The organism is Streptomyces sp. A3M-1-3 (assembly GCF_024213665.1).
Lineage (GTDB): Bacteria > Actinomycetota > Actinomycetes > Streptomycetales > Streptomycetaceae > Streptomyces.
Map to the genome: position 1 here is coordinate 10979 of NZ_JANAVP010000014.1, position 18864 is coordinate 29842.

The following is an 18864-nucleotide window of genomic DNA, read 5'->3' on the forward strand; positions in this document are numbered from 1 at the left end:
CCGTGATTGATATCAGCGAATCCGTGATGCAGTTCCTTCTGGCATTGATCGTGGCCGGACCGCTCGTCGGCGCCGCCGCGGCCCTCCTTCCCGCCCCTCCCGGACTGAAGGGCTCCGGCCCCGACCAGGCAGTCCTCCGCCACGGCGTGACCGTCACCGGCGTGATCCTGGCCGCGACCATCGTCCTGGCCCTCGGGTTCGACCACGGCCAGCCCTCGAAGATGCAGGCCACGACCGACATCAGCTGGATCCCGGCGCTCGACGTCAGGCTCCACCTCGGCATCGACGGCATCTCGCTCCCCCTTCTCGTGATGACCGCGCTGCTGTCCTTCCTCTGCGCGCTCTACAGCTATTTCAAAATGCCTGCGGGCCCGTCTCCCAAGGCATTCGTCGCCCTGCTCCTCGTCCTGGAGTCCGGCACTCTCGCGACCTTCGCCGTCCTCGATCTGCTGCTGTTCTTCCTCGCCTTCGAGATGGTCCTCATCCCGATGTACTTCCTGATCGCCCGCTGGGGCGGCGACCAGCGGCAGCCCGCCGCCTGGAAGTTCATCCTCTACACGCTGCTCGGTTCCGTGGTCATGCTGCTCGGCCTGCTCCTCATCGGGCTGGGAAGCGGCACATTCGACATGGTGGCACTCGCCACTGACAACGGCCGCGGCCTGACCCACACCACCCAGCTCCTGGCCGTGCTCGCGATCGGCATCGGCCTGGCCGTCAAAACCCCGATGTGGCCGCTCCACAGCTGGCTCCCGGACGCCCACACCGCCGCTCCGACGGTCGGTTCCGTCCTCCTCGCCGGCGTACTGCTGAAGATGGGCACGTACGGGTTCGTGCGCATCCTGCTCCCGATCACCCCCGACGGGATGGTCACCTTCGCGCCCTACCTCGCCGCCTTCGCGGTCGTCGGCATCATCTACGGGTCCCTCGCCTGCCTGGCCCTCGCCCGGCAGGGCGCCAAGGGCGACCTCAAGCGCCTGATCGCGTACTCCTCCGTCGGCCACATGGGCTTCGTGCTGCTCGGCATCGCCACCATGACCCCGACCGGAGTCAACGGCGCGCTCTTCGCCAACATCGCCCACGGCCTCATCACCGGCCTGCTCTTCTTCCTGGTCGGCGCGCTCAAGGACCGCTACGGCAGCACCGATCTCGACGCCCTCGCCGGCGCCACCGGCGCCGCCCTCTACGGGAAGGCCCCGCGTCTCGGCGCGCTCCTCGCCTTCGGCGCGGTCGCCTCCCTCGGACTCCCGGGCCTCGCCGGATTCTGGGGCGAAATGCTCGCCCTGTTCGGCGCGTTCGACCCCGCAGACGGGCTCAGCCGCCCCGCCTTCCTCACCTTCATGGCGATCGGCGGCCTCGGCACCCTGCTCACCGCCGCGTACATGCTCGTCGTCGTACGCCGCGTCTGCATGGGCGACCCGGGACAGACCGGCCGGCAGCAGCAGGAAGCCCCCGCCGGACCGCAGCAGCTCGCGGACGTCCAGAGCTACGAGTTCGCCGCCTGGACCCCGCTCGTCGCCCTCACCGTCCTCGCCGGACTCTGGCCCGCGGCCCTCCTCGGCCTCACCGACCCGGCTGTGCAGAAGCTCCTCGCTGGAGGCAACTCATGACGGCGACCGCAGCCGCGACCGCCACGAGCCTGGTCCAGACCGTCGACTGGCTCGCGATCGCACCGCCGACCGTCGCCGCGGTCGTCGGCCTGCTCGTCCTGGTCGCCGACCTGTTCCTACCGGAGAACCGCAAGTCCGTCCTCGGCTGGGTGTCGGTGGCCGGCCTGGCCGCGGCCGTCCTGGCGCTCGTACCGCTGCGCGCGGGCGACCGCTCCACCTTCTGCCTCACCTCCGACGCGAACGTCTGCAGCTACACCGCCGACCATTTCGCGCTCTCCATCCAGTTCCTGGTACTCGGCGGGGCCCTGCTCACCGCGATGCTCTCGCTGACCGCCGTCAGGGAGGCCAAGCTCCCGGCCGGCGAATACTGGTTCCTGCTGCTCTCCTCCGCGGCCGGCGCGGCCCTGCTGCCCGCCTCCCGCGACCTGGCGACCCTCGTCGTCGCCCTCGAAGTCGCCTCGCTGCCCGCGTTCGCGCTGGTCGGCCTGCGGCGCGGCGACCGGCTCTCCTCCGAGGCCGCGCTCAAGTTCTTCCTGTCCTCCGTCGCCGCGACCGCCGTGACGCTCATGGGCGTCAGCTTCGTGTACGCGGCCACCGGCACCCTGCACCTCACCGAGGTCGCCGACCGGCTGTTCGACGTGCCGGAGCGGCTCGACACGCTCGCCATGGCGGGCGTTGCGCTGACCCTGGTCGGCTTCGCCTTCAAGACCGCCGCGGTCCCGTTCCACTTCTGGGTCCCCGACACCTACGTCGGCGCGCCGCTGCCCATCGCCGGGTACCTCTCCGTCATCGGAAAGGCGGTCGGATTCACCGGCCTCGTCCTGGTCACGGTGATCGCGTTCCCGGCGTACGCGGATGTCTGGGGGCCGGTGGTCGCCGTACTCGCCGCCCTCACCATGACCGCCGGCAATGTGGCGGCCCTGCGCCAGTCCGCGACCCGGGCGAACAGCGCGGTGCGGCTGCTCGCCTGGTCGTCCGTGGGCCAGGCCGGCTATCTGCTGGTCCCGATCGCGGCCGCCGCGTACACGGACCGTGACCAGATCGGCGCCACCGTCGCGTACGCCCTGATGTACGCCGCCGTGAACCTCGGCGCGTTCGCCGTCGCCGCACTGGTCGCGCGTACGCACCCCCAGCACCGCATCAGCGACTACCGCGGCCTCTACGCGACCAACCCGCTCGCGGCGCTCGCCATGGGCTTCTTCCTGCTCTGCCTGGCCGGCCTGCCGCCCGGCATCATCGGTCTGTTCGCCAAGGTCATTGTCTTCCGGTCCGCGGTCGAGGCGGGCCTCGGCTGGCTGGCCGTCGTCATGGCCGTGAACGTCGTGATCGCCCTCTACTACTACCTGAAGTGGACAGCGGTCCTCTTCCGCGCCCCGGAGGCCGCCGAGGCCGGGGTCGAGGCCGGGGTCGAGGCGGCGGCCCAGGGGGAGCCGGTCACGGCCGCGGCCAGGCACCGGGTCCCGGCGCCGATCACCCTGGCGATCGCCCTGACCGCCGCTGTCGGCATCGTCGCCTCCGGCGCCCCGCAGCTGGTGCTCCGCTTCGCCTCCACGACGCTCTTCTAGGGCCGCGGCTCTTCCAGGGCCGCGCTCTGCCGGCACCGGACACGGCCTGCGGGCGGCGTATCACCCGTCCGGGCCAACCTCCTCCGGTACACACGGGGAACCAGCGCTCCCCGCCTGGCGTTGACCAGGAAGGGAGGGTCCACTGGACCGGTCCCCACCGAACCGTGGAAGCCCCTCAAGCAAAGGGTCCCCTGCCGCACCATTTGGAGGGCGTACCGTGCACCGCCGGCACAACGGGCTGAAGACCGCCGTACTCCTCGGGGGACTGTCCGCGATCATCATCCTGATCGGCAGTTTCTTCGGGCGTACGGGCCTGATCGTCGCGCTCTGCGTGGCGCTCGGCACCAATGCGTACGCGTACTGGAACAGCGACAAGCTCGCGCTGCGCGCCATGCGGGCCCGCCCCGTCAGCGAGTTCGAGGCGCCCGAGCTCTACCGCATAGTGCGTGAGCTCTCCACCTCCGCGCGCCAGCCCATGCCCCGCCTCTACATCTCGCCGACCGAGGCGCCCAACGCCTTCGCGACCGGCCGAAATCCGCGCAACGCCGCGGTCTGCTGCACCGAGGGCATCCTGCGCATCCTCAACGAGCGCGAACTGCGCGGTGTCATCGGCCATGAGCTGAGCCATGTCTACAACCGCGACATCCTGATCTCGTCGGTCGCCGGCGCGCTCGCTTCGGTGATTCTGTTCCTGGTCAACTTCGCCTGGCTGATCCCGATAGGCCGGTCCAGTGACGACGAGGGCCCCGGTCTGTTCGGCATGCTGCTGATCATGCTCCTGGGCCCGCTGGCCGCGTCGGTCATCCAGCTCGCCATCAGCCGTTCCAGGGAGTACGAGGCGGACGCCGCGGGCGCCCAGCTCACCGGCGACCCGCTGGCCCTGGCGAGCGCCCTGCGCAAGCTCGACGCCGGTACGAAGCAGCTGCCGCTGCCGCCCGAGCCCCGGCTGGAAACGGCGAGCCACATGATGATCGCGAATCCGTTCCGGCCCGGTCAGGGCATGTCCAAGCTGTTCTCCACCCACCCGCCCATGGCCGAGCGCATCGCCCGGCTCGAGCAGATGGCAGGCCGTCGCCCGTGAAAACAATCCTCAACATCATCTGGCTGATCCTGAGCGGCCTCTGGCTCTTCCTGGCGTACTGCCTCGCGGGCCTGATCCTCTGCATCACGATCATCGGCATCCCGTTCGGCATCGCCGCCTTCCGTATCGCCGTCTACGCGCTGTGGCCGTTCGGCTACACGACGGTCGAGCGCCGCGACGCGGGCGCCGGGTCCTTCGTGGGCAACGTGCTGTGGCTGATCCTGGCGGGCTGGTGGCTGGCGCTGGGGCACATCGTCACCGGCATCGCGCTGTGCGTCACGATCATCGGCATCCCGTTCGGTATCGCGAACTTCAAGATGATCCCGATCTCGTTGCTGCCACTGGGCCGCGAGATCGTCCCGACCGACCAGCCCTTCGCCACCCGGTGAGCCCGCAGTTCAGGTACCAGCTGCTGGGCGAGACCGACGAGGACCCGGGATATGAAGTCCTGGCCCTCTGCCGCGAGGCGGAGGACTACTTCGTCGATCCGCAGCCTGCCGCCCGCGAGCGCTACCGGTGATTTGGGCGGCGCTCCGTCCTTCAGGGCGGAGGTGAAGCGCATCTTTGGCCAGGAGACGCAAAGCGCCGGAGCGCACTGCGCATTTGTAGTAGCGTCAGCTGTCGTGCGGGGCGAAGGGACAGTGCAAGCGCCGGAAGCCCCGAACCGCCAGGACAGACACAGCCTGGCACGTACCACCCACCCCAGGGCATGGGGCCTCAAGCCGGCAACGGCGTGAGTAAACGCCTGCGGAGCACCGGTAAGACCGGGACTTGTCCCGGCACGTGCGCAGCCCCAACCAATGGTGGGGAGGAACCAGGAACCCGACTCAAGGCGCCCCTAACACGCGGACGCCAGGGAGGGAATCGCCCCGCCTCCGGGGCGAGGATGTCAAGAACTCCTCGGCTGTGTGCCGGAGGGGCGCTGCGCGAACGCCGAGCTGGAAACGAACGACGAGTTCGATCTGGGCGGCGTCTATCTGAGGGCGCTCGACCGCACGGGCCGTGCCATAGAGGAGTCATGGGCCTGCCTGTACGTCGACGCCTGGGAGCCCTCCGCCCTCGGCGTCGGCCTGGTCGACCTCACCCTGGACGTCCACGCCTTCGCCCCCCCCGGCCGGGGACAGCAGCCCGGCAGGTCCACGAACTGTGGTTCACCGGGCGCCCGTCCGGGCCCAACCTCTGGGCGCGGTTCGACGAGGCCACCCGAATAGCCTGGCGGGAGGCCGCGCGCGGCAACCGCGACAACCGCCGCACGCCCGACGCCCCGCCCGGCGGTACGTACCACCTCGACGGCCGGTACGTGACCGACGAGCCCGGCTTCTACTGCGCCCTCGGCGAGGCGATGAACGGCCCCGGCACATACTTCGGCTGGGGCCTGGACGCCCTCGCGGACTGCCTGTGCGGCAACTTCGGTGTGCGGTGGCCGTTCACTCTGGTCTGGCACGACTCGGAGGTCGCCCGCCGCTGCCTGGGCGTGGCCCCGTCGACGCGCCGCTCGATGACCTTCGAGGAGATCCTCGCCTTCTTCACCGAGGAGAAGATCAAGATCGTGCTCGCCTGATCCTCCGCAGCCCGTAGACCGCCGCCCCCAGCGCCAGTACCGCCGCCCCCGCCACCACCGAGGAGACCGGCAGGGCGAACGCCAGCACCGCGCACCCCACGAGCCCGGCAACGGCCAGGATCCGGCCCGAACCGAGGGTCCAGGCCGAGGCGTTGGCGATCGCGTAGTACGCCAGTACGCCGAACGACGAGAAGCCGATCGCCCCGCGCACGTCGGCCGTGGCCGCGACCACCGACACGACCGCACCCACCGCCAGTTCGGCGTGGTGCGGCACCTGACGGCGCGGGTGTACGGCGGCCAGCGCGCCCGGCAGATGGCCGTCCCGCGCCATCGCCAGCGCCGTCCGCGACACCCCGAGGATCAGCGCCAGCAGCGAACCGAGTGCGGCGACCACCGCCCCCGCCCGGACGACCGGAACCAGCCCCGGCGCCCCCGCAGCCCGTACCGCTTCGGCGAGCGGAGCGGTCGCGTCCGCCAGCCCGTCCGCCCCCAGTACGGAAAGGACCGCCACCGCCACCGCGGCGTACACCACCAGCGCGATGCCGAGCGCGAGCGGGATCGCGCGCGGAATCGTGCGCGCCGGATCCCGCACCTCCTCGCCGAGCGTGGCGATCCGCGCGTACCCGGCAAAGGCGAAGAACAGCAGCCCGGCCGCCTGGAGCACCCCGCCCACGCCCCCGGAGTCCGCCGAGCCCAGCCCCAGCCCCAGCCCCAGCCGCCCGAAGTCCGCCGCGGCCGACCCCAGCGAGACGACCACGACCATCGCCAGGACGGCCGGCACCACGGCCACGATCGCCCGCGTCAGCAGGGCCGACTTCTGAATGCCCCCGTAGTTCACGGCGGTCAGCGCCGCCACCGCCGCGACCGCCACCGCATGCGCCTGCCCCGGCCAGGCGTACGTCCCCACCGTCAGCGCCATCGCCGCGCAGGAGGCCGTCTTCCCGACCACGAAGGCCCAGCCGGCCAGATACCCCCAGAACTCGCCGAGCCGTTCGCGTCCGTACACGTACGTCCCGCCGGAGGCCGGATAGCGGGCGGCCAGCCGGGCCGACGCCATGGCGTTGCAGTACGCGACCACGGCGGCCAGCGCCAGCCCGGCCGGCAGGGCCGACCCGGCCGCCCGCGCGGCCGGCGCGAGCGCGGCGAACACTCCCGCCCCGACCATCGACCCGAGCCCGATCACGACCGCATCGGACACTCCCAGTGTCCGCCGCAGCTCCTGTGTCATGCGCCGCAGCCTACTGATCTCCCGTTCGGGCACTCCGGCCGGAGCTTGGCGTTCCACCATTGGTCCGGTCCAACTGGGCCTGCTGTGCCCCTGTTTGGCGATCGGTGGAGTTGTGGGATCCGCTGAAGAATCCGGACCCCAGCCGCTTGCAAGCGTTTTCCCCGATCGAACAAGGGTTTTCCCTGTATCGGCTTCATCTCGCCGTTGCCTACTGTCTGCCCACCGGTTGTTCTCGCTGCCTGTCCGGCCCGGCCCCACCTCCCCGACGCTCCCCAGCGACGAGGAGAAGCGCGCTTGTCAGGTGCATGTAATTACATGAGCTCATCCGGTGGCGGCCCTTGACCCGGGGCCGTCGCGTAGGCGGCGGCGAGTGGGCAACCCAGCCCCGGGGAGCTGTGGCTCTTAATCCCCACACCCCACCACAGCTCCCCAGCCGTTCCGCTGCGCAACGCACCGTCAGCTGCTCCGGCAACCCCGGAGACCCTGAAAGGGAACACCTTGAACGGTTCCAGGCGAAGACTGATATCCGTCGTGGCCGCGAGTGCCACGCTCGTCGGTGTGGCTGCCACGTCCTCCGTGGCACTGGCCGCCCAGGCCACCCCCTCGCCGAAGCCCGTCCCGGCTTCGCAGTCCATGACCAAGCTGCCGACCACGCCGGTCGAGAAGGTCATCGTCACGTACAAGTCCAAGACGGCCGAGGCCACTTCCAACACGGCCGCCAAGAGCGACGCCAAGGCCAAGGGCACGGAGACCGGCGAGAGCCTGTCGTTCGAGCGCCGGCTCGCCGGCGGCTCGGCGCTCGTCGACCTCGGCGGCGACGCGTCCAAGCAGGACCTCACCGAGGTCATGGACGCCTTCCGCGCCGACCCCTCGGTCGCGACCGTCGAGCCCGACATCCGCGCGTACGCGATGGCGGTCACCCCGAACGACACCGAGTACGCCAAGCAGTGGGACCTCTTCGAGGTCACCGGCGGCATGAACGTACCCGGCTCGTGGGACAAGACCACCGGCACCGGAGTGACCGTCGCGGTCATCGACACCGGTTCCGCCACCCACACGGACCTGAGCGCGAACACGGTCTCCGGTTACGACTTCATCTCCAGCGCCACCGACGCCCGTGACGGCGGCGGCCGCGACAGCAACCCCAATGACGAGGGCGACTGGAACGCCACCGACGGCGAGTGCGGCGCCGGCTCCAAGGCGAGCAACTCGTCCTGGCACGGTACGCACGTCGCGGGCACCATCGCCGCGACGACCCACAACAGCAAGGGCGTTGCGGGCATCGCATACGGCTCCGAGGTCCAGCACGTCCGCGTGCTCGGCAAGTGCGGCGGCTCGTCGTCGGACATCGCCGACGCGATCACCTGGGCGTCCGGCGGAACCGTCCCGGGCATCCCGGCCAACCCGAACCCGGCCCAGGTCATCAACATGAGCCTGGGTGGCGCGAGTTCCACCTGCCCGAGCGTCTACCAGAACGCCATCAACGGCGCGGTGAACCGCGGTACGACGGTCGTCGTGGCGGCCGGCAACAGCAACGCCAACGCGTCCGGCTTCACGCCCGCCAACTGCGCCAACGTCATCAACGTGGCGTCCACCAGCCGTGAGGGCAACCGCTCGTTCTACTCGAACTACGGCACCATCATCGATGTCGCCGCTCCGGGTGGTGAGACCCGCCGCGGCACGGACACGCCCGGCACCGTCACCACGCCCGAGAACGGCATCCTCTCCACGCTGAACTCCGGCACCACCACCCAGTCCACCGAGAACTACAAGCCCTACCAGGGCACCTCGATGGCCGCCCCGCACATCGCCGGCCTCGCCGCGCTGCTGAAGTCGGCCAAGAGCACGCTGACCCCGGCGACGATCGAGTCCGCGATCAAGAGCAATGCCCGTCCGCTGCCGGGCACCTGCACCGGTGGCTGCGGCGCCGGCATCGCCGACGCCGCCAAGACGGTGGACGCGGTCACCGGCACCACCGGTGGCACCACCTTCACCAACGCCGCGAATGTCAACATTCCGGATACCGGTGCCAACGTCAGCTCCTCGATCGCCGTCACCGGTCTCACCGGCAACGCGCCGGCCGCCCTCAAGGTGGACGTGGACATCAAGCACACGTGGCGCGGGGACCTGGTCATCGAGCTGGTCGCCCCGGACGGCACGGTGCGCAACCTGAAGGCCTCCGCCAGCTCGGACAGCGCCGACAACGTCCTCGCGACGTACACGGTCGACGCCTCCAGCGAGGTCGCCAACGGCACCTGGAAGCTGCAGGTCCGGGACGTGTACTCGGGTGACACCGGCTACATCGACTCCTGGAGCCTCACCTTCTGATCCGATTCCGATCGGACCGGATCACATGTGAAAACCCTGGTCAACGGGGCCTGTCGGCGCAAGGATGCCGACAGGCCCCGCTGCGCGTCCGTCGCCCGCCGCGTCCGCATGCCGGACAAGCCTGGACTCTGCCCGAAGACTTCGTATCTTCTGCTCGCGAAGCACGCGATTTGCGGGCAAGCGACCTGCGGGCAAGCGGCCTGCGGGCACGCGACCTGCGGGCAAGCGACCTGCGGGCAAGCGATCTGCGGGCACACCAAAGGGTGGTGGTGGTTACGTGGACTCGACGGCGTACCCTCACACGCCGGTCGGACGGGACGACCTGCTGGTACGTCTCGAAGGAATGCTGCACGCCCGCGGGCGTGCGCTGCTCACCGGCGCCGTGGGCGTGGGCAAGACCGAGGTCGCGATGGCTGCCGCCGCCCGCGCCGAGTCCCGCGGCGAGACGGTCGTCCGGCTCGCCCCGCAGACAGCAGACCGCTGCATGCCCGGCGCGGCGGCCGCCACCCTCCTCGCCTCGGTGCCCGCCACCGCCGTGGAGGGCCTGCCGGGGCCGCAACGCGCCGCCGTCGCCATGCTGTGCCGGGAGGCGCCGACGCCGGACCGGGGCTGGGACCCCATCGCCCTACGGCTCGCGGTCGCCCAGGTCCTGCGGGCGCTGACCAGTACGGGCCCGGTGCTGCTCGTCATCGACGACGTACAACGCCTGGACCCGGACAGCGCGGACCTCCTCCGCTTCGGCCTCCAACTCGCTCCGCCGACCCTGCGAGTCATAGCGGTCGAGTCCCCGCCAACGGCCCCCCTGGCCCCCGCCCCGCGGGCGGCTGCGAAAGCCGCCGGAGACCCGGCCAACCGGCGGCCCCACGCCCGAACCGCAGACCACCCGAACGACGATCCGAGTACCCGGCCCGCCCCCCGCCCCGGCGTCGCAACCGTCGACGGGCCCGGCGAGCCGGCGGAAGCCAACCCTGTGCCCGGCCCCCGGGCCTGCGGCCCCGACGTGGTGCCCGGCGACGCGTCCGGCACCTGGCGGGGCACCCCGGCCGCGGACCGGCCGGGCCACGCGTCCGGCACCTGGCGGGGCACCCCGGCCGCGGACCAGCCCGGCGACGCGTCCGGCACAGGGCACGGCGACGTGTCCGGCGCCTCGGCCGCCCGCCGGTCCGGCTCAGCTGCCCCGTCGCGCGGTGGGGAATCCGAGCCCGTCGAGCCGCTCTGGGGTTCTGCCGATGCCGACGTTCTGCTCGTGCCGCCCCTGCACGCCGACGAGGTCGCCGAGCTGCTCGTGCACCACCGGTTGCCCTCGCGGCTGGCCGGGCGCATTCATCAGGCCGCCGGCGGCAACCCCCGGCTCGCGCTCGCCTTGGGCCGTTCGCTCGCCGAGGCGCATCCCCGCGTGCACCACGCCGAGGCGTTGCCGCTGTCCGGGCGCGCTCGGGATCTCGCCCGGCAGATGCTCGCCGCCGCGCCGCCGGCCATCCGCGGCACCCTCCTGGTGGCCGCCCTCGCCCTCCGCCCCACCGTCTCGATGATCCGCCGCGCGGGCCGGCTCGACGCCGAAGCCGACCTGTCCACCGCCGAGCGGGCCAACCTGATCTCCCTCAAGGAGGACGGCACGGTCGCCTTCACCGCCGGCGTGCTGCCCTCCACCCTCGTCCACGACGCCTGCTGGGCGGAGCGCAGCGCCGCCCACGCCGCCCTGGCCCGCGCCGCCGACGACCCCGTCGAAGCGGCCCGCCAGCGGGCCCTGGCCGCCGACGCCCCGGACGAGGAGCTGGCCGCCGAGGTCGCCGCCGCGGCCGAGGCCGCGCGCCGCCGCGGGCACCGCGCGCTCGCCGCCGAACTCGCCCTCCTTGCCGCCGAGTCCACCCCCGTGCACCTCGCCGCCGAGCGGCTCACCAGGCTGGTCGACGCGGCCGGGGAAGCCGCCCGCGCCGCCCGCGCCGACCTGGCGCTGCGCGCCGCTACCGAGATCCTGGCCCGCGACAACTCCCCGGCCGACCGGGTACGCGCCCGCCTCGCGGTCCTGGACACCGCCGGGCAGGGGCTCTGCGACCTCGACGAGGTGTACGTACACGCCATGCAGGATGCCGCGGGCGACACCGCGCTGCAGGCGGCCGTCCACCTGCGCCTGGCGTGGAAGTACGTACTGGCCGACGGCGACCCCGTACGGTCACGCGCCGCGGCCGTCGAGTCCGCCTTCCTCGCCGCCACAGTGGGGGACCAGCGGACCGCGGCCGACGCCCTGACCGTACGGGCCCGGATGGACCGCTGCCTCGGCGCGCCGGAGGCCGAGCCGGTCCTTGCCGAGGCGCGGGCCCTGGAAGTGGCCGAGCGACCGCTCGGAGTCCACAATTCCGCCCAGATCCTGACCGCTCGGCACGCACTCTTCGACGACCGGCTCACCGAAGCCCGTACCCAGCTGCACGCCCTGCTCCCGCTCGTCGAGCGCAGGGGCCCGGTCGAGGACGCCATCGAGATCCGGCGCACCCTCGCCGAGGTCGAGGCGCGCCAGGGCCACTGCGCGGCGGCCCTCTCGCACGCGGGCCGGTCGCTCGCGCTGACTCTCGACGCCGGACTCTCGCCGGGCCCCGCGTGGTATTCCGTGGCCCTCGCCGAGACCGCCGGCGGCAGCTTCATGCGCGCGGCGAGCTACGCCCGGCGCGGCGCCCGGGCGTCGGAGGACGAGGGCGACCACGTCTTCCTGTCCCGGAACCTCTACGCCTTGGGGCGCGTTCAGCTCATCACAGGCGACGTCGCGAACGCACTGGACACCCTGCGCCGCGTCCAGGAGGGCGAGCGGGCGCAGGGCACCATCGACCCCTCCCTGCTGCGCTGGCACGAGGAACTGGCCGAAGCGATGCTGGCCAACGACGCCCCGGACGAGGCCGCGGCCCTGCTCGCCGAGGTGCGTCCGGTGGCGGAACGCCTGGGCCGCACCTCGGTGCTGATCGGCTACGACCGGGCGTACGCGCGCTACCTCGCGGCCACTGGTGAGGCCGGCGAGGCCGTCCGGCTGCTCAGCGAGACGGCCGCACGCTTCGAAGCGGCCGGCCTCCCGCTGGAGCAGGGCCGCGCCCTGGTCGCGCTCGCCCGCGTCGAACGCCGCCGCCGCAGAAGGGCGTCGGCCCAGGCCGCGCTGCACTCCGCCGCCGCGATCTTCGACCGGGCCGCCGCGGCACCCTGGCTGCAACTGGCCACCGAAACCCCGTCCCGGGTGGAGGCGGCCCCGGCACACGGCGGAGCCCTGTCGGCCCTCACCGAGGCCGAGCAGCGGCTCGCCCTGCTGGTCGCCCAGGGCGCGAGCAACCAGGAGGCCGCGGCAAAGCTGTACCTCAGCGTCAAGACCGTCGAGGCCCGGCTGACCCGCATCTACCAGAAGCTGGACGTACGTTCGCGGGCCCAGCTGGCGACCACGCTGGGCTCGTGGGCGGGGCGCCAAGGCGCGGAGAGCGGCGCCGAGGCCCCGGTCTGACGCAGCCGGGGCGGCGGCACGTCAATCCCGTACCGCCGCCCCGGCTCCGACGTCAGCGGTAGTTCACGAACTGGATCGCGAAGTCCAGGTCCTTGCCCTTCAGCAGCGCCTGGACGGCCTGGAGGTCGTCCCGGCTCTTCGAGCTGACCCGCAGCTCGTCGCCCTGCACCTGCGCCTTGACGCCCTTCGGGCCCTCATCGCGGATGATCTTGGCGACCTTCTTCGCGTTGTCCTGCGAGATCCCCTCCTCGATCGAAGCGAAGATCTTGTACTCCTTGCCCGACAGCTGCGGCTCGCCCGCATCCAGCGCCTTCAGCGAGATCCCGCGCTTGATGAGTTTGGTCTCGAAGACGTCGAGGATCGCCTTGACCCGCTCCTCCGAGTTCGCCTGCATCAGAATCTTCTCGCCGGACCAGTCGATCGAGGCGCCGACGTTCTTGAAGTCGTACCGCTGCGAGATCTCCTTGGCGGCCTGGTTGAGGGCGTTGTCGACCTCCTGCCGCTCGACCTTCGAGACGATGTCGAAACTGGAGTCGGCCATGTCCTGTGGCTCCTTGAAATCGGGTGCGGTTGCTCAGTGGCTCAATGGAGTGAGTGCACTGCAAAGCCTAGCCACCGCACCCGCCCGGAGCGCTGATCAATCCGGTGGCGAAGCACCCCCGGGCATCGGGTATCGTTTACGTCGTTGCCACGGAGCACCACCCCAGGGCGGTTCTGCGAAGGCGACATCCCATGGCGGTGTGCCCGAGTGGCCAATGGGAACGGACTGTAAATCCGTCGGCTTAGCCTACCCAGGTTCGAATCCTGGCGCCGCCACGCGAGAGAAACGGCCCCTGATCTGCGGAAACGCGGATCAGGGGCCGTTGTCGTTTGCGGGCTGCGCCAGGGGCCTGGATGAGTGCTGCTGTCACGTGGCGTGCGTCGGAACTACGTCAAGGCGACAAGGATGATCACCACGTCGTTGAGGTTCCGGTCGTCGTGGTCGTCGCGGTCGTCGCAATGGTGGCGACGGTCGTCCCAGCTCCTCCAGTCGGAGCAACCGTAATCGGACCTGGTATCGCTCGAGGCGAACGCCCCGGTTGCCGGCATCACACCAAGTGCGAGCCCTGCGGCCCCTGCTGAGACTGCGGCAATGATCCTGCGGCGCATCTCGTGCACCTCCGAGCCCTTATCGCTAATCGGACTTTCAGGCCATTTCAACCCTCCTCCCCTCTCGGTGGGCTGTCAAAGGCGGAAAATGGATGGGCGAGTAGTGCGGTGCGAGGCATCATGTCGGCGTGATCAACAGACGAAAGGCTTATGCCGCGTAGGGCTCCCTCGCAGGTCAGGCTGGATCTGCCACAGAGGCCACGGTCGTGGGACAGCAGAGCGGTGATACCCGGGCTCTCCGCCAGGGCGCTTGCGGAGATTACCCGGATCGAGCGGCGCCGGCACTGGTCCGGTGATGCGCATCGAGCGCTGGTGCGATGGCGGGAGTCGGACTGCAAGCCCGGGCCATGGGTGATGTACGCCGTGCCGGGGGGCGGCGGATGTGAGTGCTGTGACCCCTTTACGGGCAACGACTACCGCGCGCTTCTGGAGGAGCTGTGCTGCGCCCTGTCACGGAGCTCGGCACGTGAGCTCCGCCAGGCGCTCAAGCCCCTCGATGAGCGCTTCCTCGCCCGCACACTCAACGATCCGTCTGCTTCGCCTCGCGACCCGTGGTGGAGACGCCGACTGGAAGCGCCGTGAAGAGGCGGATCCTCTGCTGCTGCGTGGTGGGATGCCCCTGATCTGCGTAAACGCGGATCAGGGGCCGTTCGTGTGCGGGCTGGTCAGTCTCCGCGGGTGAAGGTTCCCAGGCCGTTCTTGTCGAGGTATTCGACGCGGACCTTGTCGGCCGTGTCCCGGCCTCCGACGGTGAAGGTGACGCCGGTGAGTCCGACCGCGTTCTCCCCCTTGGTCGCGAAGCTGAAGGTGTCCCCGTCGTAGTGCGTGAGGGGGAACCGCATCCCCTTCGGGCCGAGCTGCAGCGTGAGCCTGCCGTTCTCGCCCGCTGTGACCACGGCTTTCCCGTAGTAGGCGTTGTCGTACGTGCCGGTGTACGCGCTGCCGGCGCGGGCGGGCTCGGCATCGGCGGGCGGATGGGCGTAGTCCGTGGGTGATTTGGCCTCCTCTTCCTCCTTCGCGTAGATACCGCCCACCAGCGGCAGCCAGTCGGCGCTGGGTCTGCCGTTCTGGGCGGTGTCGAAGAAGTCGAGGGCGACGGCGTCGGCCATGCCGACGGGTTCGCCGTTGGTGAGGATGACGATGCCCAGCTGCTCGCCGGGCAGCAGCGTCACATTGGTGTTGGCGCCGAGTGCGAATGCGCCGGAGTGTGAGAGACGGAGTCTGCCGTGGTCGTCGTAACTGACGTTCCAGCCCAAGCCGTAGAAGCCGGCGCGGCCGGCCGGGGCCGCCGGCGGCTGGGAGACGATCTCGGGCAAGTGGGTGCGTTCCAGGCTCTCGGCGTCGATGATCTGCCGACTGTCGATCTTCCCGTTCGCCAGCTGCAACCGCAGCCACCGGGTCATGTCACGGGCAGTGGAGCTGACACCGCCGGCCGGAGCCTGCGCGTCCGCATCACGCACGAAGGCCGCCCGCCAGTTGCCGTCGTCAGACTTCACATGGGTGACGGCCTTGTCCGGGGCCTGCTCGTAGTCGGCGAAGCGGGAGCTGGTGGAATCCATCCCGGCCGGCTTGTACAGCGTGTCCTCGCTGAGCTTCTCCCAGCCGACGCCCTTGGCGCGGGCGACGGCTTCCGCGGCCGCGGTGAGGCCGAAGTTGGTGTACGCGTAGCTCGCGCGGAACGGGGCCGGCGGCTCGTACCGCAGGTGACTCAGGATGTACGGACGGTCGTAGCCGAGGTCCTCCAGGAGATCCCCGGCGTGGTTGGGCAGGCCGCTGCGGTGCGAGAAGAGATCCGCGACGGTCACATGACGCGTCACCCAGGGGTCCTTGAGGGCGAAGCCGGGAAGATGTCCGGCCACTGGCTCGTCCCAGCTGACGACTTTGTCCCCAACGGCCCCGGCGACGACGGTGGAGGCGAGCGGCTTGGAGAGCGACGCCAGCTGGAAGACCGTGTCCGGCCCGACTTCCGCCGACTGGCCGACCCTCCGCTCGCCGAAGCCCTTCAGGTAGACCACCCGGTCCTGGTACACGACGCCCACGGCCGTCCCGGGCACGCCGGTGCGTCGCATCGCGCTCTCGACGACCCCGTCGAGCTTGCCGAGAGCAGCATCCACCTCCGCCCTGGTGAGCTGTGGCGGGGGCTGGGGAGGAGGCGCCTGTGGAGCGGACGGCGAAGGCGACGGCGAGGGGCCCGGCGCAGCGGCACCGGAGGTCAGGGCGGTCGTCCCAGCAAGCAGGACGACCAGGCCCGATCCGGCGAGCGTACGACTCGTGCGGTGACGCACGCGCTTCGCGGGGCGCATACTGCCATTGAACGCCCGATGCGGACCGTTGTCGCCCGAAACTGCCGCGCCGGCCGTCCGGCAGGCGACGACGCCGAGGGGCCGACAGGACTGTACCCACGTACCCGACAAGGCTGTCCGGACTGGCCGATTGCGGATGGACCCGCCGACGCAACCGCTCAAGTCGCAGGCGTCGGCGGCGACTTCCGGGCGCCGTATCAACGCGCTTGGGTCCGGGCTCAGTTGCCCGCGACGTCCTTCAACGCGACGGCGACAGGCTTCGATCCGGAGATCAGTTCCAGGGTCAGCCCGGCCGTCGCCGGGGTGTCGATCAGCTCCGAGAGGACCGCAGCCACGTCGTCGCGCGAAACCGGGCCTCGGCCGGTGGCGGCCTCCAGGCGGACCAGGCCGGTGCCCGCGTCGTTCGTCAGGGAGCCCGGCCGCAGGATCGTCCAGTCCAGGCCGAGCCGGGTCTTCACGTACTCGTCGGCCTCGCCCTTGGCCCGCAGATACGCGTCGAACACCTCGTCGCCCGGGTGCTTGGCGTCGGCGCCCATCGACGAGACGACGATGTACCGCCGTACGCCCGCACGCTCTGCCGCGTCCGCGAAGAGCACGGCCGCGCCGCGGTCCACCGTGTCCTTGCGTTCGACGCCGCTGCCGGGCCCCGCGCCTGCCGCGAAGACCGCCGCGCCCGCCCCCTGGAGTACCGCCGCGACCTGCTCCAGCGAGGCCGATTCCAGGTCGCAGAGTACGGGTTCGGCGCCCACCTCCCGCAGGTCGTCGCCCTGCTCGCGCTTGCGGATGATGCCCGCGACCTCGTACCCGCGCGCGGCGAGCAACCGCTCCAGCCGCAGCGCGATCTGACCATGTCCACCCGCGATGACGATGCGCATGTCTACGACCGTACGCCGCGCGACCGGGCCTCGCTCACGGTCCCCGATCACGGTCCCTGATCCCTGATCACGCTCACGGATCGCGGTCCCTGATCACGGGCCCGGATCGGGACGCCCCTGCCGCGGCAGGTCGAGTGCCACCGCGGCGGCCGAGTCGCAGTACTCGCGCACCGCGCTGGTCCGCGCCACCACCCGGCCCCGGTGGATCACGATCCTGCTGTACGCCAGGGAGAGCACCCCCGCGAGCCGGTCGCCCCGAACCGCGAGCAGCTCGGCCGGGAAGCCCGCCTCCACCCGTACCTCCGGCAGGCCCAGCGCGTCCCGGGCCGCCGCGCTGATCGCCTCGTACGCCTCCTGCGTCCGCAGCCCGCCCTGCGAGGCCAGCAGATAGGCGGCCTCCAGCGGGTCACCGCGACCCACCGGGTTGCTGACGTCCCGCAGCGCACCGCTGCCGGCGGCCACCCTGACCCCGGCCGTCCGCAGCAGCCGCACCGGAGCGGTCCGCGGTCCGCGCCGCTCAAGGGCGCCGCAGTCGCCCTGCGGCAGGCAGACCACGGTGACGCCGGCCGCGGCGAGCTGGTCGGCGGCGCGGCCGGCGACGTCCAGGGGGAGCCGGGACAGCCCGCCGCACGGGCCGATCGTGACGCCGGGCCGCAACCCGCCGGCCATCGCCGCGAGGCGCGCGAGCCGGGCCGGATCGTCACCGTCCGTATGCAGGTCTACGGGACAGCCGTGTTCGGCGGCGACCTCCAGGACCGTCTGCGCGTACCCCGTCGGATCGGGGTCGAGGTCCGGGCAGCCACCCACCACCGAGGCGCCCATCTTCACCGCGTCGCGCAGCATCGCGACCCCGTCGGCCCCGGCCGCCCCGGTGAGCAGCCGGGGCACGGCGACGGCCGTGAGGTCGCTGAGCCCGCGCAGCGAGCGGCGGGCCTGGAGCACTGCCTGCATGGGCCCGAGCCCCTGCACATCGCCGATGCGTACGTGCGAGCGCAGCGCGGTGGCGCCGTGCCCGAGCTGGAGCAGCGCGGCCTCGGTGGTGCGCCGCTGGACGTCCTCGATCCCGTACGAGAGGGGGCCTTCGGCGTCGGCGCTGAGCGCGGTGTCGCCGTGGGAGTGCGGCTCGGCGGGGGCCGGCAGCAGCAGGTAGCCGCTCAGGTCGACGCGGGCGGCGTGGCCGGCCAGGCTGCCGGACGTACCGACCGCCTCGATACGCCCGCCGCTGAGGCGGACGTCCACGGTGCGGCCGTCGGTCAGCCGCGCGCCGCAGAGCAGCAGCGCCGTACTGTCGGCCGCGCTGTTCGTGGGGGGCTGATGCGGCTGCGGCTGACTGTCGGGCATCGCGCTCCAGATGGGGCTCGGGCTGCAAGATCACGCAGCGTGAGTCGAGCCTAGGGCGCTGGCCAGCCACCTTGGCGGAGGAGCGCAATAGTCGTACCGGTGTGGTGCGTGGCGGCTGCTGAGGCGCCTGTGATGGCTTGGCGGAGGGCGCAGTGGGGGGCGCAGTGGAGGGCCGGGCAGAGGGTCGGCAGGGGTGCCTGGATAAGGATTTGGGCGATCGGCAGCCGACCGTGTAATGTCTTCATCGCTCGCCCCAATAGCTCAGTCGGTAGAGCGTCTCCATGGTAAGGAGAAGGTCTACGGTTCGATTCCGTATTGGGGCTCTGGTGTGAGAGGTTCCCCGCTTTCGGG

15 protein-coding genes and 2 tRNA genes are annotated in these 18864 nt (G+C 71.3%); 11 read left to right on the top strand and 6 right to left on the bottom strand.

Features of this window, described 5'->3' with window-relative positions; genetic code table 11:
• The first annotated feature begins 2 nt into the window (after nt 1-2).
• From NLX86_RS17465 to NLX86_RS34455, 7 genes are all read left to right on the top strand, one after another.
• A complete protein-coding gene (locus NLX86_RS17465) occupies nt 3-1607 on the top strand; it encodes an NADH-quinone oxidoreductase subunit M (RefSeq protein WP_254372645.1) in 1605 nt (534 codons plus the stop codon).
• A complete protein-coding gene (locus NLX86_RS17470) occupies nt 1604-3172 on the top strand; it encodes an NADH-quinone oxidoreductase subunit N (protein WP_254372646.1) in 1569 nt (522 codons plus the stop codon). The genes NLX86_RS17465 and NLX86_RS17470 overlap by 4 nt, the downstream gene beginning before the upstream one ends.
• A gap of 217 nt (nt 3173-3389) precedes the next feature.
• Nucleotides 3390-4253, top strand: coding sequence for a zinc metalloprotease HtpX (htpX, locus tag NLX86_RS17475; RefSeq protein WP_254372647.1), 864 nt, complete (start codon nt 3390-3392; stop codon nt 4251-4253).
• The gene (locus NLX86_RS17480) at nt 4250-4642 is read left to right on the top strand and encodes a YccF domain-containing protein (protein ID WP_254372648.1); all 393 of its coding nucleotides are present in this window, start codon (nt 4250-4252) and stop codon (nt 4640-4642) included. Before htpX ends, NLX86_RS17480 begins: the two co-directional genes overlap by 4 nt.
• The gene (locus NLX86_RS34450) at nt 4639-4773 is read left to right on the top strand and encodes a hypothetical protein (protein ID WP_302061455.1); all 135 of its coding nucleotides are present in this window, start codon (nt 4639-4641) and stop codon (nt 4771-4773) included. Before NLX86_RS17480 ends, NLX86_RS34450 begins: the two co-directional genes overlap by 4 nt.
• Before the next feature lie 388 nt (nt 4774-5161).
• Complete coding sequence (locus NLX86_RS34740; RefSeq protein WP_254372649.1) at nt 5162-5464, top strand: hypothetical protein; 303 nt, start codon at nt 5162-5164, stop codon at nt 5462-5464.
• Entirely contained in the window at nt 5461-5814 is a 354-nt protein-coding gene (locus NLX86_RS34455) for a barstar family protein (protein ID WP_308409608.1), read from the top strand. Before NLX86_RS34740 ends, NLX86_RS34455 begins: the two co-directional genes overlap by 4 nt.
• Here NLX86_RS34455 and NLX86_RS17495 read toward each other — a convergent pair.
• Nucleotides 5795-7042 (bottom strand): APC family permease, encoded by a 1248-nt coding sequence (locus NLX86_RS17495; protein ID WP_254372651.1) that lies wholly within the window; start codon nt 7040-7042, stop codon nt 5795-5797. The genes NLX86_RS34455 and NLX86_RS17495 overlap by 20 nt on opposite strands.
• 633 nt (nt 7043-7675) lie before the next feature.
• Here NLX86_RS17495 and NLX86_RS17500 point away from each other — a divergent pair.
• Nucleotides 7676-9370, top strand: coding sequence for a S8 family serine peptidase (locus tag NLX86_RS17500; RefSeq protein WP_254372780.1), 1695 nt, complete (start codon nt 7676-7678; stop codon nt 9368-9370).
• Between the two features lie 277 nt (nt 9371-9647).
• Nucleotides 9648-12845 (top strand): AAA family ATPase, encoded by a 3198-nt coding sequence (locus NLX86_RS17505; RefSeq protein ID WP_254372652.1) that lies wholly within the window; start codon nt 9648-9650, stop codon nt 12843-12845.
• A gap of 52 nt (nt 12846-12897) precedes the next feature.
• Here NLX86_RS17505 and NLX86_RS17510 read toward each other — a convergent pair whose 3' ends face one another.
• A complete protein-coding gene (locus NLX86_RS17510; protein WP_254372653.1) occupies nt 12898-13386 on the bottom strand; it encodes a YajQ family cyclic di-GMP-binding protein in 489 nt (162 codons plus the stop codon).
• 193 nt (nt 13387-13579) lie between these two features.
• Here NLX86_RS17510 and NLX86_RS17515 point away from each other — a divergent pair.
• A tRNA-Tyr gene (locus NLX86_RS17515) sits at nt 13580-13661 on the top strand.
• A 111-nt stretch (nt 13662-13772) separates the two neighbouring features.
• Here NLX86_RS17515 and NLX86_RS17520 read toward each other — a convergent pair.
• From NLX86_RS17520 to NLX86_RS17535, 4 genes are all read right to left on the bottom strand, one after another.
• On the bottom strand, nt 13773-13994 hold the full coding sequence (locus NLX86_RS17520; RefSeq protein WP_254372654.1) for a hypothetical protein: 222 nt from the start codon (nt 13992-13994) through the stop codon (nt 13773-13775).
• A 665-nt stretch (nt 13995-14659) separates the two neighbouring features.
• Nucleotides 14660-16297 carry a serine hydrolase gene (locus tag NLX86_RS17525; RefSeq protein ID WP_254372655.1) on the bottom strand — a complete coding sequence of 546 codons (1638 nt, stop codon included), beginning with the start codon at nt 16295-16297 and terminating at the stop codon, nt 14660-14662.
• Between the two features lie 218 nt (nt 16298-16515).
• Nucleotides 16516-17172 (bottom strand): SDR family oxidoreductase, encoded by a 657-nt coding sequence (locus NLX86_RS17530; protein WP_254372656.1) that lies wholly within the window; start codon nt 17170-17172, stop codon nt 16516-16518.
• Nucleotides 17173-17265: 93 nt separating this feature from the next.
• A complete protein-coding gene (locus NLX86_RS17535; protein WP_254372657.1) occupies nt 17266-18513 on the bottom strand; it encodes an amidohydrolase family protein in 1248 nt (415 codons plus the stop codon).
• A 250-nt stretch (nt 18514-18763) separates the two neighbouring features.
• Here NLX86_RS17535 and NLX86_RS17540 point away from each other — a divergent pair.
• Nucleotides 18764-18836 (top strand) — tRNA-Thr (locus tag NLX86_RS17540).
• Nucleotides 18837-18864: the final 28 nt, after the last annotated feature.

Coding starts and splice junctions, on each gene's coding strand:
- NLX86_RS17470 (WP_254372646.1), top strand. CDS start 1,604: ATGACGGCGACCGCAGCCGCGACCGCCACGAGCCTGGTCCAGACCGTC.
- NLX86_RS17495 (WP_254372651.1), bottom strand. CDS start 7,042: ATGACACAGGAGCTGCGGCGGACACTGGGAGTGTCCGATGCGGTCGTG.
- NLX86_RS17500 (WP_254372780.1), top strand. CDS start 7,676: ATGACCAAGCTGCCGACCACGCCGGTCGAGAAGGTCATCGTCACGTAC.
- NLX86_RS17510 (WP_254372653.1), bottom strand. CDS start 13,386: ATGGCCGACTCCAGTTTCGACATCGTCTCGAAGGTCGAGCGGCAGGAG.
- NLX86_RS17520 (WP_254372654.1), bottom strand. CDS start 13,994: ATGCGCCGCAGGATCATTGCCGCAGTCTCAGCAGGGGCCGCAGGGCTC.
- NLX86_RS17525 (WP_254372655.1), bottom strand. CDS start 16,297: ATGCGCCCCGCGAAGCGCGTGCGTCACCGCACGAGTCGTACGCTCGCC.
- NLX86_RS17530 (WP_254372656.1), bottom strand. CDS start 17,172: ATGCGCATCGTCATCGCGGGTGGACATGGTCAGATCGCGCTGCGGCTG.
- NLX86_RS17535 (WP_254372657.1), bottom strand. CDS start 18,513: ATGCCCGACAGTCAGCCGCAGCCGCATCAGCCCCCCACGAACAGCGCG.